The organism is Shinella sp. GW821-FHT10F02 (genome assembly GCF_058809275.1).
In genome coordinates, this window is sequence record NZ_JBXASL010000002.1 from 788,477 (window position 1) to 803,855 (window position 15,379).

Consider the following 15,379-nt stretch of genomic DNA (forward strand, 5'->3'; position numbering starts at 1 on the left):
TGAGCCTTGCGTTGCCGAACAATCCGATTGAGGACATCAATCGCATGCGCCCGGGGCAGGTGTTGACCAGCCTCGGCCGTCACCGCGGCGGCGTGACCTTTGGCTTCCAAAGCAAGGCCTTCCTGACGTAGCGCCGGTCAAAGAGATTGCGTCCGGCGGACTAATCTCACCGCTTCAGCACGATATAGGCCTGCCAGGCCCATCACACAGCTAATTAATTTTGCCGTTGACAGCAGGCGCGATTGCGTCCAGATTTTAATTGCATACAATGATGGGCACAACATAAGAGACCACACCTCGGGAGCGGGTGAAAGGTTTTTGCGCACAATCCAGTTGCGCAAATCGTGCTCATCGCTGTGCACACAGCACACAGGCTTCGGCCTCAATAAGGGGAATTGTTATGAGTGTATTTTCTGACCGTCTCTCGCAGACGTTTCGTTGGCGTGGCCAGAAGGGTTTTTCGGCAGCCCTGCTTGCAGGGTGCTTGATAGCCACCGTTGCGTGGCCTCTCAGTCAGACGTTTGCACAGGATGCGAGCAAAACATTGATCGTGGCTGGTCCACGGACGCCTGAGTCCCTCGACCAGGAATACCCTCCGACCGAAGCAGTTCACGAAGTTCGACGCAATGTCTATGAACGCCTGCTTGCTTACGCGTCAAAGGTCGAAGACGGGATCAAGTACGAAGATTTCAACAAGATCGAAGGCGCTTTGGCCGAGACCTGGAAGCTGGCGCCCGACAAAAAATCGATCGTCTTTCATCTTCGCAAAGGCGTGAAAAGCTCGGCCGGCAACGAACTCACCGCTGACAGCGTGATGTGGTCGTTTGAAAGGGGCTGGGCCCTCAAGTCGAACTTTCATTGGTACATGACGCAGATTCTGAAAATCGAGTCGTTCGAGACCGCTTTCCAAAAGATCGACGACTACACGCTCAAGGTTTCTGTACCCAATCAGTCACCGCTTCTGGAGCGGATCTGGATCAACAGCGATCTTGGGATTCTCGACGCCGTTGAAATGAAGAACCACATTTCAGCCGATGATCCCTGGGGCAGCCGTTGGCTTGCTTCCCACTCCGCGTCTTTTGGTCCCTATTTCGTATCAAAATATAGCCCGGGCCAGGAAGTAATCTATGAAAGCAACAAGGATTATTATCGCGGCCCGGCGAAGATCGAAAAGGTCATCTTTCGCGAAATGCCGACCTCTTCGAACCGGGTGGCCGCGCTCCAGGCCGGGTCGGTCGATGTCGCGGAATACCTTTTGCCGAGAGAGCTCGCGCTGGTCGAAAAAAGCCCCAGCGTCAAGGTTTGGAAGGTCTTCGGAAATTACATTCATCGCGTCGAGATGAACAACACGATGAAGCCGTTCACGGATCCGAAAGTCCGCCAGGCTCTCAACTACCTCGTTCCTCGCGATGACATCCTCAAAGCCGTTTACTTCAATACGGCGCGGCCAACCAAAAGCCCGATCTCCGAGATTTATCCGGGTTTCACGGAAGAGTTCTTCAAGTACACGACGGACGTCGAGAAAGCCAAGCAGCTTCTGAAGGAGGCAGGCCTCGGCGATGGTTTCAAAACCGAATTGGGTTATCGCACCGGCGACCAGATCGAGGAAGAAATTGCAGTCATTCTGCAGTCGTCCTTCGCGAAGGCTGGTGTCGAAGTGACCCTGTCCAAGCTTCCGGCCTCGACGCTGGTTGAGCGCTACACAAAGGGAGAAATCCCGATGTATTTCTTCCGTGACATGGCGATCGTGCCTGACGCCGCTTACGTCGCAAACCTCTGGCTGAACAGCAAGTCGCTCATCGATTACTCCCGCTTCAAAAGCGACGAGGTCGACAAGCTGATCAACACCGCTCTCACCAGCGTTGACGAGCCAGAGCGCTTGGCTGCGATGACAAGAGTTCAGCAGATCACCGTGGAGGATGCTCCATGGGTGTTCCTTTTCAACCCTGGCTACCAGCTCGCCACCAGTGCGAAGGTCAAGGGGTACTCCTGGTACACCCCGAACGGCAACGCTTGGTACGACATGTCCAAGTAATGTCGCGGGGCGCGCGTATCCCTGCGCGCGCGCCCCTCCAGTGTTGGAGAGGATATCTCAAATGAACATCAAGGATACCTGGGAGCGGATTCCGCGACCCGTTCGAATTGTCATGGCACGCTTGCCGCTCGTCGTGCCCCAAATGCTTGGCGTCGTGCTCGTCACATTTTTGCTCGTTCGCATGCTGCCCGGCGATCCAGCATTGCTGATGCTCGGGAACATGGCAACGCCCGAAACAATCGCCGAACTCCATCAGAAGCTCGGTCTTGATCGCAGTGTGTGGGAGCAGTTCGCCATCTACATCGGCAATGTCGTGCGCGGCGACCTCGGCGTCTCGCTTTTCACCAGCAATCCGGTGACAACCGACTTGATGGAGAAGGCCCCGGCCACGCTGGAGCTGATCACCTATTCGATGATCTGCACGATCATCCTTGGTGTCACTCTCGCTGTCGTAGCGGTGGTCAGGAAGGGCGGTGTTGTCGACATCATGAGCCGTGCCTACGGCCTCGCCGCCGGCGCGATCCCCGACTTCTGGGTCGGCCTCCTGCTTATATTCTTCCTCTTCTACATAATGGGAATTGCTGCTCCTCCCTTCGGGCGCATCGATGCCATGATGAGTTCTCCGCCGGCCGTGACCGGGTTCTATACGATCGACACCCTGCTTGCCGGTGATTTCGCGGCATTCACATCCGCCGTCGGGCGCCTTGTGCTTCCTGTGATGACGCTCACGATCGTAAATGCCGGCGCGCTCATGAAGATCGCGAAAACGACCTTTGCCGATATCTATCGCAGCGACTTCATTCGCCACCAGAGGGCGAGCGGTCTCCCGGAACGGCTGATCGTGAAAAATGCGCTCCGCAACAGCTTGCCGCCGATTATCACCATGGTCGGCTTCCTATTCAGCTTCCTGCTCGGCGCGGCTGTTCTTGTCGAAACAATCTTCTCCTGGGGGGGACTTGGCCAGTACGCGGTCCAGGCCGTCATCAATAGCGACTACCCGGCGCTTCAGGGATTTGTGCTCGTCGCTGCCGCCTTCATCCTCGTCGTCTTCCTGGTCGTTGACATTCTCTACGAGCTCGCTGACCCGCGAATTCAGGTTTGAGGAGAAGGACAGATGAGCACTTTCAACCATATCACCCGCGAAATCCGGCGCCGTCCGGCCGCAATGATCGGACTGGCGCTGCTTGTGGCGCAGATCGTTGCGATCCTGCTTGCGCCGGTGCTTGCCACCCATTCACCGGTCGAGGCCGATCCGCTTGCCTCGTTGAGCCCCCCTTCATGGGATCATTGGCTTGGCACAGACGTTTCCGGAATGGATATCTATTCCCGAATTCTCTACGCCACCCGGATAAACCTGCTGATCAGCATTTCGGCCGTCGCCTTCGCCTTTGCCATCGGCGTGCCCATTGGGCTTTTCATCGGGTATTACAAGGGTGTCGTCAGTTCGCTGGCCATGCGCATCTTCGACTTCATCCAGTCGTTCCCGGTCTTCGTGCTCGGCATGGCGCTTGTTTCGGTGATGGGGCAGGAAATCTGGAATGTCGCGATCGTTCTCGCGATACTTTTCATTCCCATGTTCGCTCGATTGATCCGGGCGGAAGTGCTCTCCCTTCGTCAGCGGCCATTCATCAGCGCTGCGCGATGCGGCGGTGCAAACGACATGTCGATCATGTTTCGTCACATCCTGCCGAATGCCCTCACGCCAGCAATTGTCCAGATTTCGATCAGCGTCGGTATGGCGATCCTTCTCACCGCCGGCCTGTCATTCGTTGGAGCGGGCGTCCGGATGCCGACGCCCGAATGGGGACTGATGGTGTCGAGCGGTGCCCAGCAAATGATCCTCGGGATCTGGTGGGTGTCGCTCTTCCCCGGACTGGCAATCGTGATCTCCGTCCTCTGCTTCGCTCTGCTTGGCGATCTGGCAAAGGACCTCTTCGATCCCACTGGGAGGACGCGCAAATGAACATTGTAAAAAGCGGAGACGTCCTCCGGGTCCAAGACCTTACAGTTGGCACGCAAAGCAATCGGATTCTGGACGGCGTATCGTTCTCGCTGTCCAGGAACGAAATCCTGGGCATCGTAGGCGAAACCGGAGCTGGAAAATCGATCCTCGCCCGCGCGCTCATCGACCTGCTTCCGGAGGGTGTCGAGATTAAGTCGGGCACTGTGGAATTTGACGGTCACGACATCTCGACGCTTCCTGCAAAGGAGAAGAGACACTTTCGCGGCGGTCAGATCGCTCTCATTGGGACAAATGCCAAGGCACTGCTCGATCCGGTTAAAACCGTCGGATCTCAGGTGGCGGATGTGCTGCAAGCGCATAAACGCTGCTCGAGACGCGACGCGGAAGCCGATGCGATAGCGCTTTTCAGAAAGGTCGGCATCGTCAATCCCGAGAGCCGGGCGAAAGCCTATCCTCATGAATTATCAGGCGGCATGGCGCAGCGCGTCGTGATCGCCATGGCCATGATCGCTCGTCCAAAAATCATTCTTGCCGACGACGCGACGCTTGGCCTCGACGCCACGATACAGGTTCAGGTCCTCGACAGGCTTGTCGAGCAAAGTCGGGAAAAGGACCTCGGGGTGGTGCTGATCACCCACGATCTCGGCATCATCGCGCATTATTGCGACCGCGTCGCCATTATGCGCGAGGGACGAATCGTTGAGATTGGTCCGGTAGAGAATTTCCTGAAGAAGCCGAAGGAGAGCTACAGCCAGGCTTTGTTGGAAGCAGCAAAGGCGCGCCCGGTTCCGATGGTGGAGCAAGGAAAGGTCATCGACCTTGCCACCCAGCGTCCCTTGCTGGAAGTGTGCGATCTGCAGAAGTTGTTTCCAGTCGGAAATGGGACTGTCGTCCGCGCTGTGGATGGTGTTTCGTTCTCCGTCGGCCGCAACGAAACGCTGGCGCTTGTAGGAGAAAGCGGCTCGGGAAAGACGACAGCGGGACAATGCATCGTCAGGCTTTTGCAAACGACGGGCGGAGAAATTCGGTTCGACGGCCAGGAAACGACAAGACTGTCAGACAGCCAGTTTCGCCCTCTTCGCCGTCGAATCCAAATGGTGTTCCAGGAGCCGTACGTCGCTCTAAATCCACGATGGAATGTCGAAGATCTCATTTCGGAACCCCTTTCGCTCATTCCAGAGATGAAGGGAAAGACACGAAGCGACCGCGTTCGTGAGCTGCTGGATCTCGTCGGGATCTCGCGAAAACTCGTTGACGCCTATCCGCACGAACTGACGGCTGGTGAACAGAAGCGCATCGGCATCGCGCGCGCGCTGTCAACAAAACCAGACTTCGTCGTCTTCGACGAGCCGACGACCGCACTGGATATTCGCGTTCGTTCTCAGATCATCGACCTCGTCAGGGCGCTTCAGAAGGAACTGGGCATGTCTGCCTTGTTCATCACCCACGATCTGAATTCAGTTCGTTCCCTCGCGCACAATGTTGCAGTCATGCGGTACGGCAAGATCGTCGAGATCGGCGAAACAGAGAAGATCTTTCAATCGCCCATCCATGAATACACGCGAAAGCTGCTCGAGGCGGAACTTCCAATCGATCACCGCCCGAAAGGCGGTCATGACGGCAACTCACCAGCTCAACGAAGGCAATTCTAATGTTAGACGGTGCTATTCTGGTGACCGGCGGCGGCGGCCTGGTCGGAAACGCGGTTCGCTCCTTGCTCGAAAAGAGCGGACGTATTGTCATCCCGATTGATGTCATGGCGCAAACGGATGAAGGCCTGCCTCTCGTGCGATGCGGCATCACGGAAGTTCATCGCCTTCACGCGGTCGTCCGTGGGGTGAGGATTGGCGGCATAGTACATTGCGGCGCTTTTTCCGGCCCGATGGTGGCCCGCGATAACCCACCAGCAATGGTCGATGTCAACATTGTGGGCACCGCCAACGTCCTTGAACTGGCCAGAGTCCTTGGCGGCGTCCGGGTCGTCTATTGCTCCTCGACCAGCGCTTACGGGCCGACGGACGGCGACCTCGTTGTGGAGGAAACTGCACTTGCACCAACCACGGTCTATGGAGCGAGCAAAGCCGCCGGCGAGCACCTCGTCGGCGCTTATGCCCAGCAATATGGCGTTGACGGCGTAAGCCTGCGTCTTTCCTGGGTTTACGGTCCACGCCGATCAACCGATTGTATTGTCCGCGAGATGATCGTGAACACCCTGTCGGGTCGAAAAACCTCTATTGGGTTCGGAGCGGATTTTCCTCGCCAGTTCATTTACGTCGAGGATGCTGCGAGGGCAATCATAGCCGCTCTGGACCGCCCGGGCCTGCCAAGTCGCGTCTACAACATCACGGGCGGGACCTACCTCACATTCGCCCAGATCGCCGAGACCGTGAAGTCCGTCCTGCCTGACGCCCAAATTGAAATCAATCCAGGCGCGGATCCCGTCGACGATCGACAAGCAAAATTCAGCATCGACGCGGCACGCACGGAAATCGGTTTCGAGCCGTCTTTCAGCTTCGAGGCGGGTGTCCGTGCCTATGTAGACTGGCTTCGCGCGCGAGCTGGTTAGCCAAACCTGCGAGGAGAATATGACAAATCAATTTGACCTTTCCGGACGGACCGCACTCGTCACCGGCGGCAGCAAGGGCATCGGCGCGGAGATTGTTCGTATCCTTGCGAGGAATGGTGCGTCTGTTGCCTATTGCCATCTGGGCGACAGTGAGAATGCCGAGCAGCTTTCGGTATCACTGAAAGCTGAAGGCTTGAAGGTTGCGTACACGGAGTGCGATGTCTCCTCCGAGGAACACGTCGCGGAAATGGCGCGCTGGGCGCTCCACACGCTCGGTCACGTCGATATTTTGGTCAATAGTGCGGGGATCGGCGGTGGCGACAAGCCGTTCGACAAGCTCACGACCGCGGATTGGGATCGCGTTCTTGGCGTGAACCTGCGTGGTACGTATTTGGTCACACAGCAATTCTTCGAAAAGATGGCCGAAAGAAACTGGGGCCGCGTCATCAACCTGGCGTCTCAGCTTGCCTACAAGGGCGCGCCTGGACTGGCCCATTACTGCGCTGCCAAGGCCGGCGTCGTCGGCTTCACACGCGCGCTTTCCTACGAGGGCGCGCCGAGGGGCGTCATGGTCAATGCCATTGCCCCTGGTCCTGTCGAGACGGACTTGTTGATGGCCCATAGCGATGCGTGGCTTGCCATGAAGCGCGCCCAGCTACCAATCCAAAGGTTCGGACGCGTCATGGAGATTGCACCCACCGCACTTCTCTTGGCCTCCGAGGCCGGTGCCTACTACTCGGGTCAGACACTATCGCCCAATGGCGGCGACGTGATGCTTTAACGCCGGTTTTACATTTAGGAGAGTTGAAATGAACGAATACGACCTGGTTGTTCGCGGCGGCACTGTAGTGACCGCAGCGGACACGGTTCGCGCAGATGTCGGCATAAGAGGAGGCAAGATCGTCGCGGTTGGCAGCAATCTGACCGACGCAGCCGAGACGATTGACGCCGGGGGCCTTCTCGTCATGCCTGGCGGCATCGATAGCCACGTACATCTTGCACAACCCGCCTTCGGCGGCCCCGCCATGGCCGATGGCTTTGAAAGCGGAACACGCTCGGCGATCGCGGGAGGCAACACCACCATATTGCCGTTCGCCCTTCAGCCGCGCGGCGCGTCGCTGCGCGAAAGCGTCAAGGAATATCACAAGGAAGCCGATGGCCAGAGCTATTGCGACTACGGTTTCCATCTCATCGTTTCGGATCCCACGCCCTCGGTTCTCGGCCAGGAGCTCCCGTCGCTCGTCAGCGAAGGCTACACGTCCTTCAAAGTGTTCATGACCTATGATGATCTTGTCCTCAACGATCGGCAGATCCTGGAGGTCTTCGACTGCGCGCGCGATTGCCGCGCACTGGTCATGGTTCATTGTGAAGGTTATGACGCCATCCGCTTCATGACCGAAAAGCTGGAGCGGGCAGGCAAGAAGGCGCCTTACTATCACGCCGTGTCCCGGCCGCAGTCTGTCGAGCGTGAAGCCACCCACCGCGCGATCAGCCACGCCGAGTTGACCGACGTGCCGATCATGATCGTGCACGTCTCCGGTCGCGAGCCGATGGAACAGCTACGCTGGGCCCAGCAAAAGGGGCTGAAGATTTATGGCGAAACCTGCCCGCAATACGTGGCTCTGACAGCCGATGACCTCAAGGGCCTGAACATGGACGAAGTCGGTGGCAAATACGTTTGCTCGCCGCCACCCCGTGACCACGACAGCTGGGAAGCGATCTGGGAAGGCATCCGCGGTGGCGTATTCAAGACCTTCTCGTCGGACCATTGCCCCTTCTTCTATGAAGGACAGTCCGGCAAGCTCAATCCGAAGGCCAGGACATCGTTCAAATGGGTGCCTAACGGCATTCCAGGCGTTGAGACACGCCTGCAGATCCTCTATACCAAGGGCGTGGTCGAGGGCCGCATCTCGCTTAACGAATTCGTCGCCCTCACGTCCACCAATCACGCGAAGATGTACGGGCTCTACCCAAAGAAGGGCTCAATCGCACCCGGATTTGACGCCGATATCGTGCTCTGGGATCCGAACCGGAAAGAAACGATCACGCAGGCGCTGATGCACCATGGCGCCGACTACACGCCATACGAAGGCATGCACGTCACCGGCTGGCCGGTCATGACGATCCTGCGTGGCAAGCAGGTTTGCGTGGAAGGCCGCATCCTCGGCACCAAGACGGATGGATCCTTCCTGCCGCGATCGATCTCCCCGTACGCCGCCGGCGGCTCCGACTTCTAGTCGGTGATGGTTGCTGAAAGAGATCCGTATGGATCTGGTCTGATGTCTTTGTAAAGTCGGGTGCTTACTATGGTTCAAATGAAAAGAGCGACAGAAGATAGAGGTTTGATCGACGGCGATCGGTTGTGGTCGACAATTATGGAAATCGCGAAGATCGGTGCGATACCGGGCGATGGATCTTGCAGATTGTCGCTGACTGACGAGGACAGGGCAGCAAGGGACCTTTTTGCTCATTGGTGTCGGGAAGCCCGCCTGGACCTGCGCATCGACCCCTATGGAAACATGTTTGCGACCCGCGCCGGTCTCGACAGATCCGCGCCGCACATCCTGATCGGAAGCCATCTGGACACCCAGCCTCACGGGGGACGGTTCGACGGTGTCCTTGGTGTGCTGGCAGGCCTGGAAATTCTGCGATCTCTGAATGATGGGGATCTTCTAACCTCAAGCTCGATCACAGTGGTCAATTGGACAAACGAGGAAGGCGTCCGATTTAAGCCTGGCCTCACCGGTTCCGTCGGGTTTGTCGGTGATCTCGATCATTCGACCGTCAAAGGCGATGGCGTTGACTTCTTCGAGGAACTGAACCGCATCGGCTATGCCGGAAAAGAGCGTGTCGATATCAATGTTGGATCCTACTACGAGCTCCATATCGAACAGGGACCAGTATTGGAGCGCGCGAACGTTCCCGTCGGTATCGTCGAAGGTATCCAGGGCGTTCGGTGGTACGAAGTGCATCTTGAAGGTCAAGATGCTCATGCGGGCACGACACCATTCATGGATCGAAAGGATTCGTTCATGGCAGCGGCTGGGGTAGCCTTGCAGCTCCGGCAAGAAGCGCTGTCAATTGACGAGAATCTCCGATTCACCGTTGGCCGTGTCGAAGTCAGTCCCAACTCGGCCAATACAGTTCCTGGACATACCAAACTGGTCCTCGACGTTCGCCACGGAGATGTGGAAATCCTGGATTCGTTCGAAGAGCGGATCAAATCGGCGATCGAGACCATTCCGCCGACGGGCGGCGTAAAGGGCAGCGTCAGGCAGGTGATGGATGTGCCGGCGGCGATATTCGACGGCGCGATGGTTTCCCGCCTCCTGGATAGCGCACATGAACTGGGTGTCAAGCCGATGATCCTCCCCAGTGGTGCGATGCACGATGCGAGCAGCCTTGCGCGCCACTACCCGACGGCGATGGTTTTCGTGCAGTCACGAGACGGCATCAGCCATAACCCCGCAGAATGGTCGGAACGAGATCATGTGAAAAAGGCCTGCGATGTGCTTGCTCACGCTGTTCTCGGCCATAGTGGAGTCTATCACGCAAGCGATTGACAGACACCGGCCCAATCGCAAGGCCTCCGAATGCTAAAAAGCGCGGTTCACCTCGACCGGCAGATTACCGCGTGACGCGCCCCATTGAATCGGATCGTTTTTGGGCGGAAGTTTCCATTTACGATCCTTGTGTTGGAGAAGGAGTTGTCCAGTGAAAGCGTCTAAGCTTTCGGAGGCGCAGATCCGTCAGTGCAGATGCATTCGTGCCTAGCCGTTGTGTGCATGCTTGTGACCAAGCCAACGGAAAGCGCTCTCGAGGCTCGGCTCCTCATGGGCGCTGTCCAATTGCAGCTCGGACGCAATATGATCGATATGCTTGGCCATTTCCGCCGCCGCTGCGTCGCCGTCACCCTTGTCAATCGCTTCAACAATTCGACTATGTTCGTCGCGCGGACAACCTTCTTCCGATTCGGCGTGAACCAAGATCGCCAGGCACGTCAAAACCTGAAGTTGCGTAAGAATGTTGACGAGATAGATGTTGCCACTGATTTCAGCGAGGGTGAGGTGAAACTCGCCGGTCAACCGCACGAGCGTGGAACGATCGCCGGCGTCTCTTGCGCGCTTCTCCATCTGAACATGATCGTAGAGCAGCTTTAGCTGCTTGGCACTCTTCGTCAAAGCAACACTACGCACCATTCCCGGCTCGATCATCTTGCGGACATCGAGCATCATGCGTGCCTCCGCCCGTGTCGGGGCGGCTATGGTGTAACCGAGATTGGGAACTTTCTTGAAAACGCCTATTTCGGAAAGCTTGCTCATCGAAAGTCTTACGACGGTCCGGCTGACACCGAACGCCTCCGCAAGCTGGTTTTCCGTAATACGCTCACCTGGTGGCAGCCGCTGTTCGAAGATTGCGGAAATTAACTTCCGCGTAATTTCAGTCTCCGTGTAACCATGGCGACGCGGACTTGCTGCCATTTTAGATCCTCTCCCTGCATCCATGAGCAACACCGGATCCGGTTTTTTTGCGTTCGGCTCGGACGAAAGCCGGCCCCGGTGTTTTCGCTTAATATCTGTGCTTATTGCACGTCAAAGCAGCGAATTCAATTGATCTTGCTATATTGTGCGCCATATTGTATCCAATAAAATCTCAAGAGTCATACGAAATGCACGTTAGCACGGTTGCGCACTATCCGAACATTTCGTTTCACGCCCGCTAAGCTTCGATTGCCCCGCCATGGGCAGGGGTTGGATGCCGCTGCCGTTTGGTAGCCCGGTTGCGATTGAGTTCGATGGTGGTCATGAGCCGCGTGCGAAAGCGCAGGATTGTTAGCGAGGGATAACGCCCAATCTGCTGGAAATTTCCACCAAAGATAAAGGAAAAGTATAGGGAGAGGCCAGAATGGCAGGAAAGAAAGTGCTGGTAACCGGCGCGGTCGGATTGATCGGGAATGCGGTCAGGAGAAAGCTTGAGGACCGCGGGACCAGCGTTGTAGCGGTCGATCGGGTCGGGCTGGAGGTCGACGGCCGACCCGTGCTGGAATGTGACGTCACCGACGTTCATGGACTCCATGCCCTGGCACGCAAGCACGATATCGAGGGCATCATACATTGTGGCGCATTTTCGGGCCCGATGGTGTCGCCGGATCACCCGGTCCAGATCGTCCAGGTCAACACGCTAGGGACGACGAATGTTGCCGAACTAGCGCGACTCGTCGGTGGCGTACGCGTCGTTTTCGCGTCAACCGCCACTGCGTACGGCACAACCTCCGCTGGTCCGGTTCCCGAAAATGTCGTCCTTTTTCCCAGCAGCATGTATGGCGCCTCGAAAGCCGCTGCGGAACATATACTGAATGGGTACAAAACGCAGTTCGGTGTCGACACCGTCAGTCTCCGGATAAGTTGGGTTTACGGCTCGCGCCGGAGTACGAGTTGTCTGATCCGTCAGATGTTGCTCGATTCATTGCGAGGGCAAACGACACACATCCCGTATGGTCGCAACTTTCATCGGCAATATATGCATATAGATGATGCCGCAAACGCGATGATTGCTGCGCTGGACCGAAAAGAGCTTCCCCAACAGGCCTACAACATTACCGGTGGCACCTGGCTGACGCTGTCCGAGGTCGCGCAGGTCGTGAAAGCAGTCGTGCCGAGCGCCGCTATCGAGCTTTCGGACGGTGACGATCCGGGGGATATTCACCAGGATTATTTCGATATATCCGCGGCGAAGCGCGACCTCGGTTACGAGCCCCGGATTTCGCTTGCAAGCGGCGTGGCATCGTACCTTGAATGGCTCAGAGCCCGTGAGCTAGACGCTCAGTAATCTGCTATCCGCATCCCTCCCAGATCTCTGCACACTAACGAGCTAGTCGCACAATATGGACGACTAGCTTGTCCCAATTTAATCACGCTTGCACTGGATAGACATAGTGCTCTCGCCTTGATCGAACCATTTCCCGAGTGCCGTCCCACATCACAAAATGGGCCAAGAATTAGGGTGAAACGCTGCGCCGCAGGCAAGGTATGCCTGGCATCGCCGCGCGAACTGCATTAACCAGACAACGTGCTCTGGTTGTCGCCATCCAACTCAGCCATATCCCGACATGCGCGACGTAAAGCACGCCCCACACAGTGCATTATTTGCAAGCGGCACCGAAATTCAAAAAATCTTCATTATCGAATAAGCATCCTAACATTCTGTTATAACTTCGATATTTTGCCAATCAGAGCATTCATCAATGCTGTAATCACCGAGAGAGCTATTGACAGGCACGGGATGACCACATCATTGTATCCAACGTGGTGAACACTATAAAACACCAAGCGCTCCTCTTGGAGGAGAAGTGGGTCACCGCATTTGTGAAGGGGTGATGCTGAAAAAAACTGTCCGGCGCCTGAGCAAGCCAGAGGAAGGTGACGCTTAAGCTGCTGCGCGTTTAAATTTCCAAAGCCCGATGCCTCAAGACTTCAAACCCTTCCCGGAAAGTCGGGAGCGGAAGATCAAAAACAGCAGTAGCAAGGGGAACTTAATGAGAAAGATCGCGATCATCGGGGCAGGACCGGCTGGTTGTATCATGGCGTATGCCCTCGTACGGAACGGCTTTGACGTAACCCTCTATTCCGACCGCACACCGGATCAATGGCTCAATCATTCCAAGCCCACAGGTTCCGCCTATCTCTATGACGAAGTGATCGATATCGAGCGGCTTCTCGGGATGGATCACTGGTCGCACAAGGCGTTCAAAGGACACGGGTTTCTTCTCGACACATGGGACAAGGTCAACGGAAACCTGACGGTTGTCCCCGGCCGAACGGAATATGGACGCCCCGGAGCCGGCATCGACCAGCGCATGCGTGTCAGCCGCTGGCTTGAGGACTTCGAGAGCATCGGCGGACGGCTCGTCATCGAAAGCGTAACGCTGGAGCGCATGGACCAGATCGCTCTGTTTCACGACCTGACAGTCCTCGCCGCTGGCAAGGCCGACCTTTCCAGCGCGATACCGCGGGACGAGGTGCGGTCGGTCTACACGGCTCCCCAGCGCCATCTGGCGATGGCTATCGTCAGGTCGAAAACCGGCCGACACAAAGAATGGTTCTCCGAACGGGTGCCTTACGTTCCCGTAAAGTTCAATCAATACAATGACGTCGGCGAATACTTCTGGGTTCCCTACGAGCACAAGACAGCCGGGGCCTCGTTTGCGATCCTGCTGGAAGCGCGGCCGGGCCGTATGATGGACCGCTTCGGTGATTGCAAGAGCGGCGAAGACGTCGTGAAACAATCCTGCGACATCATCCGTGAGACCTCTCCGCATGAACGGCATATCGCTGATGATATGGAGTATGTCGGCGATGGCGACCAGCACGCCTGGCTTGCAGGTCGTTTCGCCCCAACCGTCCGGAAGGCCTTCGGGAAGCTTCCTTCGGGCGGATATGTCATCCCGGTGGGTGACACCGCAATCACCTTTGACCCCGTCTGCGGCCAGGGTGGTCAGTTCGCAAACCGAAGCGGCTACTATCTGGCCCAAGTGCTGGCAGCGCGCGGTGACGCCGAGTATACGGAAGAGTGGTTGACCCAGATCAACGATGACCTCTGGAACAACCTTGGCAAGGCAGCCTACCAGTTCAATCACCACTTCCTTGAACCTTTCGACGACTATGGCAACAACGTCATTGCGACCGCGGCCAAGAGCCCGGAAGCCGGCGATGCATTGTTCAACGGGTTTGCACGTCCCGATCGTATGGCCAGCACGATGCTGACCAAAGCGGGGGCCGAAGAATTCGTTCGCCGTTATTCATCGGGGGGCTGATCATGTATCCGCTACCGAAAGAAGGCCTGAGCAAAACTGACTTTCGCGAGGCGATGTCCCGGCTCAGCTCCGGGGTCTGCGTCATCACATCAGACGGAACAGCAGGACGCCTCGGCTTCACGGCGTCTGCAGTTTGCAGTGTTTCAGATGAGCCGCCAACCCTGCTTTTTTGCATGAACAGGCGAAGCGAGCAGAACGCACCGCTGAAGGAAAACGGTGTTTTCTGCGTCAACATGCTGAGCAGCGGTCAAGAGGAAGTCTCTGCCTTGTTTGCCGGAGTGGGAGGCCTTGACACCGCCAAACGCTTCGAAATGGTAGAGTGGGAGGAATTGGCCACCGGTTCACCTGTCCTGACGGATTGCGTCGCCGCATGCGACTGCAGGATCTCAAACATCCATGAGTTCGGGACTCACTCGGTGATCTTTGGCGACATTCTTTCTGTGCGCCTCCCCTCGCCCTGCTCACCTAGCCTGGCCTACTTCGCCAGGAAGTATCATCATCTACCTGCAGGCTGAAGGCACAGGCTGGCGCTCCGGCGGAGCGCCAGCCTGCCTGACGGGGCCGGGAAGTAACGAAGCGCGGCTCTGGTGATCTCGATTTGGCGTTAGAATACAATGGCGCCGCCAGTGCTGAATGATGATCTTTGCCTCCTCGAGTGTGTAGAAGGGTTGCGCGGCTGAGCAGTTCGTGACGAAGCTTCAAGTTGAAGCCCTCGTACCGCCTGTTTTCCTACGATTGCTTGGCATGATGTAGGCGGCCACATCCTCTTCTGCGATTCGGTGAGCCCAGAGATTTGCAAAGACCGGCAAGGGTTCATATTCGCAGCCCGATCCGGTCTAGATGGCATCGCCTCTCCTATTCTTATTGCCAGCCACCTCGTTATTCGGCCGAACGGTGGTCTGCTTGATAGTGTCCATAGGGTCCGGAAGATGCCGCATTGACTCCAGGACAAGGGGGTAAAGAATCATACAATGATAAATTGGATGCAATGTTACATCCAAT

12 protein-coding genes are annotated in these 15,379 nt (G+C 56.8%); 11 read left to right on the forward strand and 1 reads right to left on the reverse strand.

What is annotated here, in order from left to right; genetic code table 11:
- Positions 1 to 400: 400 nt before the first annotated feature.
- The 8 genes from AC1RWL_RS09515 (at position 401) to AC1RWL_RS09550 (ending at position 10,127) form a co-directional block, all read left to right on the forward strand.
- On the forward strand, positions 401 to 2,035 hold the full coding sequence (locus AC1RWL_RS09515; RefSeq protein WP_493094423.1) for an ABC transporter substrate-binding protein: 1,635 nt from the start codon (positions 401 to 403) through the stop codon (positions 2,033 to 2,035).
- Between the two features lie 61 nt (positions 2,036 to 2,096).
- On the forward strand, positions 2,097 to 3,137 hold the full coding sequence (locus AC1RWL_RS09520) for an ABC transporter permease (protein ID WP_493094424.1): 1,041 nt from the start codon (positions 2,097 to 2,099) through the stop codon (positions 3,135 to 3,137).
- A 12-nt stretch (positions 3,138 to 3,149) separates the two neighbouring features.
- Positions 3,150 to 3,998, forward strand: a complete 849-nt coding sequence (locus AC1RWL_RS09525) for an ABC transporter permease (RefSeq protein WP_493094425.1) — start codon at positions 3,150 to 3,152, stop codon at positions 3,996 to 3,998.
- A complete protein-coding gene (locus AC1RWL_RS09530; RefSeq protein WP_493094426.1) occupies positions 3,995 to 5,650 on the forward strand; it encodes a dipeptide ABC transporter ATP-binding protein in 1,656 nt (551 codons plus the stop codon). The genes AC1RWL_RS09525 and AC1RWL_RS09530 overlap by 4 nt, the downstream gene beginning before the upstream one ends.
- Entirely contained in the window at positions 5,650 to 6,564 is a 915-nt protein-coding gene (locus AC1RWL_RS09535) for an NAD-dependent epimerase/dehydratase family protein (protein ID WP_493094427.1), read from the forward strand. The genes AC1RWL_RS09530 and AC1RWL_RS09535 overlap by 1 nt, the downstream gene beginning before the upstream one ends.
- 19 nt (positions 6,565 to 6,583) lie before the next feature.
- A complete protein-coding gene (locus AC1RWL_RS09540) occupies positions 6,584 to 7,345 on the forward strand; it encodes an SDR family NAD(P)-dependent oxidoreductase (RefSeq protein ID WP_493094428.1) in 762 nt (253 codons plus the stop codon).
- Between the two features lie 28 nt (positions 7,346 to 7,373).
- Entirely contained in the window at positions 7,374 to 8,801 is a 1,428-nt protein-coding gene (gene hydA / locus AC1RWL_RS09545) for a dihydropyrimidinase (protein ID WP_493094429.1), read from the forward strand.
- A 105-nt stretch (positions 8,802 to 8,906) separates the two neighbouring features.
- Positions 8,907 to 10,127 (forward strand): M20 family metallo-hydrolase, encoded by a 1,221-nt coding sequence (locus AC1RWL_RS09550; protein WP_493094430.1) that lies wholly within the window; start codon positions 8,907 to 8,909, stop codon positions 10,125 to 10,127.
- A 207-nt stretch (positions 10,128 to 10,334) separates the two neighbouring features.
- Here AC1RWL_RS09550 and AC1RWL_RS09555 read toward each other — a convergent pair whose 3' ends face one another.
- Positions 10,335 to 11,045 (reverse strand): GntR family transcriptional regulator, encoded by a 711-nt coding sequence (locus tag AC1RWL_RS09555; protein ID WP_493094431.1) that lies wholly within the window; start codon positions 11,043 to 11,045, stop codon positions 10,335 to 10,337.
- A 424-nt stretch (positions 11,046 to 11,469) separates the two neighbouring features.
- Here AC1RWL_RS09555 and AC1RWL_RS09560 point away from each other — a divergent pair, with 424 nt between their 5' ends.
- From AC1RWL_RS09560 to AC1RWL_RS09570, 3 genes are all read left to right on the forward strand, one after another.
- Positions 11,470 to 12,393, forward strand: coding sequence for an NAD-dependent epimerase/dehydratase family protein (locus AC1RWL_RS09560; protein ID WP_493094432.1), 924 nt, complete (start codon positions 11,470 to 11,472; stop codon positions 12,391 to 12,393).
- Positions 12,394 to 13,099: 706 nt separating this feature from the next.
- Positions 13,100 to 14,377 carry a styrene monooxygenase/indole monooxygenase family protein gene (locus AC1RWL_RS09565; protein WP_493094433.1) on the forward strand — a complete coding sequence of 426 codons (1,278 nt, stop codon included), beginning with the start codon at positions 13,100 to 13,102 and terminating at the stop codon, positions 14,375 to 14,377.
- Between the two features lie 2 nt (positions 14,378 to 14,379).
- Entirely contained in the window at positions 14,380 to 14,892 is a 513-nt protein-coding gene (locus AC1RWL_RS09570) for a flavin reductase (RefSeq protein ID WP_493094434.1), read from the forward strand.
- Positions 14,893 to 15,379 lie beyond the last annotated feature (487 nt).

Coding starts and splice junctions, on each gene's coding strand:
- hydA (WP_493094429.1), top strand. CDS start 7,374: ATGAACGAATACGACCTGGTTGTTCGCGGCGGCACTGTAGTGACCGCA.
- AC1RWL_RS09520 (WP_493094424.1), top strand. CDS start 2,097: ATGAACATCAAGGATACCTGGGAGCGGATTCCGCGACCCGTTCGAATT.
- AC1RWL_RS09525 (WP_493094425.1), top strand. CDS start 3,150: ATGAGCACTTTCAACCATATCACCCGCGAAATCCGGCGCCGTCCGGCC.
- AC1RWL_RS09555 (WP_493094431.1), bottom strand. CDS start 11,045: ATGGCAGCAAGTCCGCGTCGCCATGGTTACACGGAGACTGAAATTACG.
- AC1RWL_RS09540 (WP_493094428.1), top strand. CDS start 6,584: ATGACAAATCAATTTGACCTTTCCGGACGGACCGCACTCGTCACCGGC.
- AC1RWL_RS09570 (WP_493094434.1), top strand. CDS start 14,380: ATGTATCCGCTACCGAAAGAAGGCCTGAGCAAAACTGACTTTCGCGAG.
- AC1RWL_RS09515 (WP_493094423.1), top strand. CDS start 401: ATGAGTGTATTTTCTGACCGTCTCTCGCAGACGTTTCGTTGGCGTGGC.
- AC1RWL_RS09560 (WP_493094432.1), top strand. CDS start 11,470: ATGGCAGGAAAGAAAGTGCTGGTAACCGGCGCGGTCGGATTGATCGGG.
- AC1RWL_RS09535 (WP_493094427.1), top strand. CDS start 5,650: ATGTTAGACGGTGCTATTCTGGTGACCGGCGGCGGCGGCCTGGTCGGA.
- AC1RWL_RS09565 (WP_493094433.1), top strand. CDS start 13,100: ATGAGAAAGATCGCGATCATCGGGGCAGGACCGGCTGGTTGTATCATG.
- AC1RWL_RS09530 (WP_493094426.1), top strand. CDS start 3,995: ATGAACATTGTAAAAAGCGGAGACGTCCTCCGGGTCCAAGACCTTACA.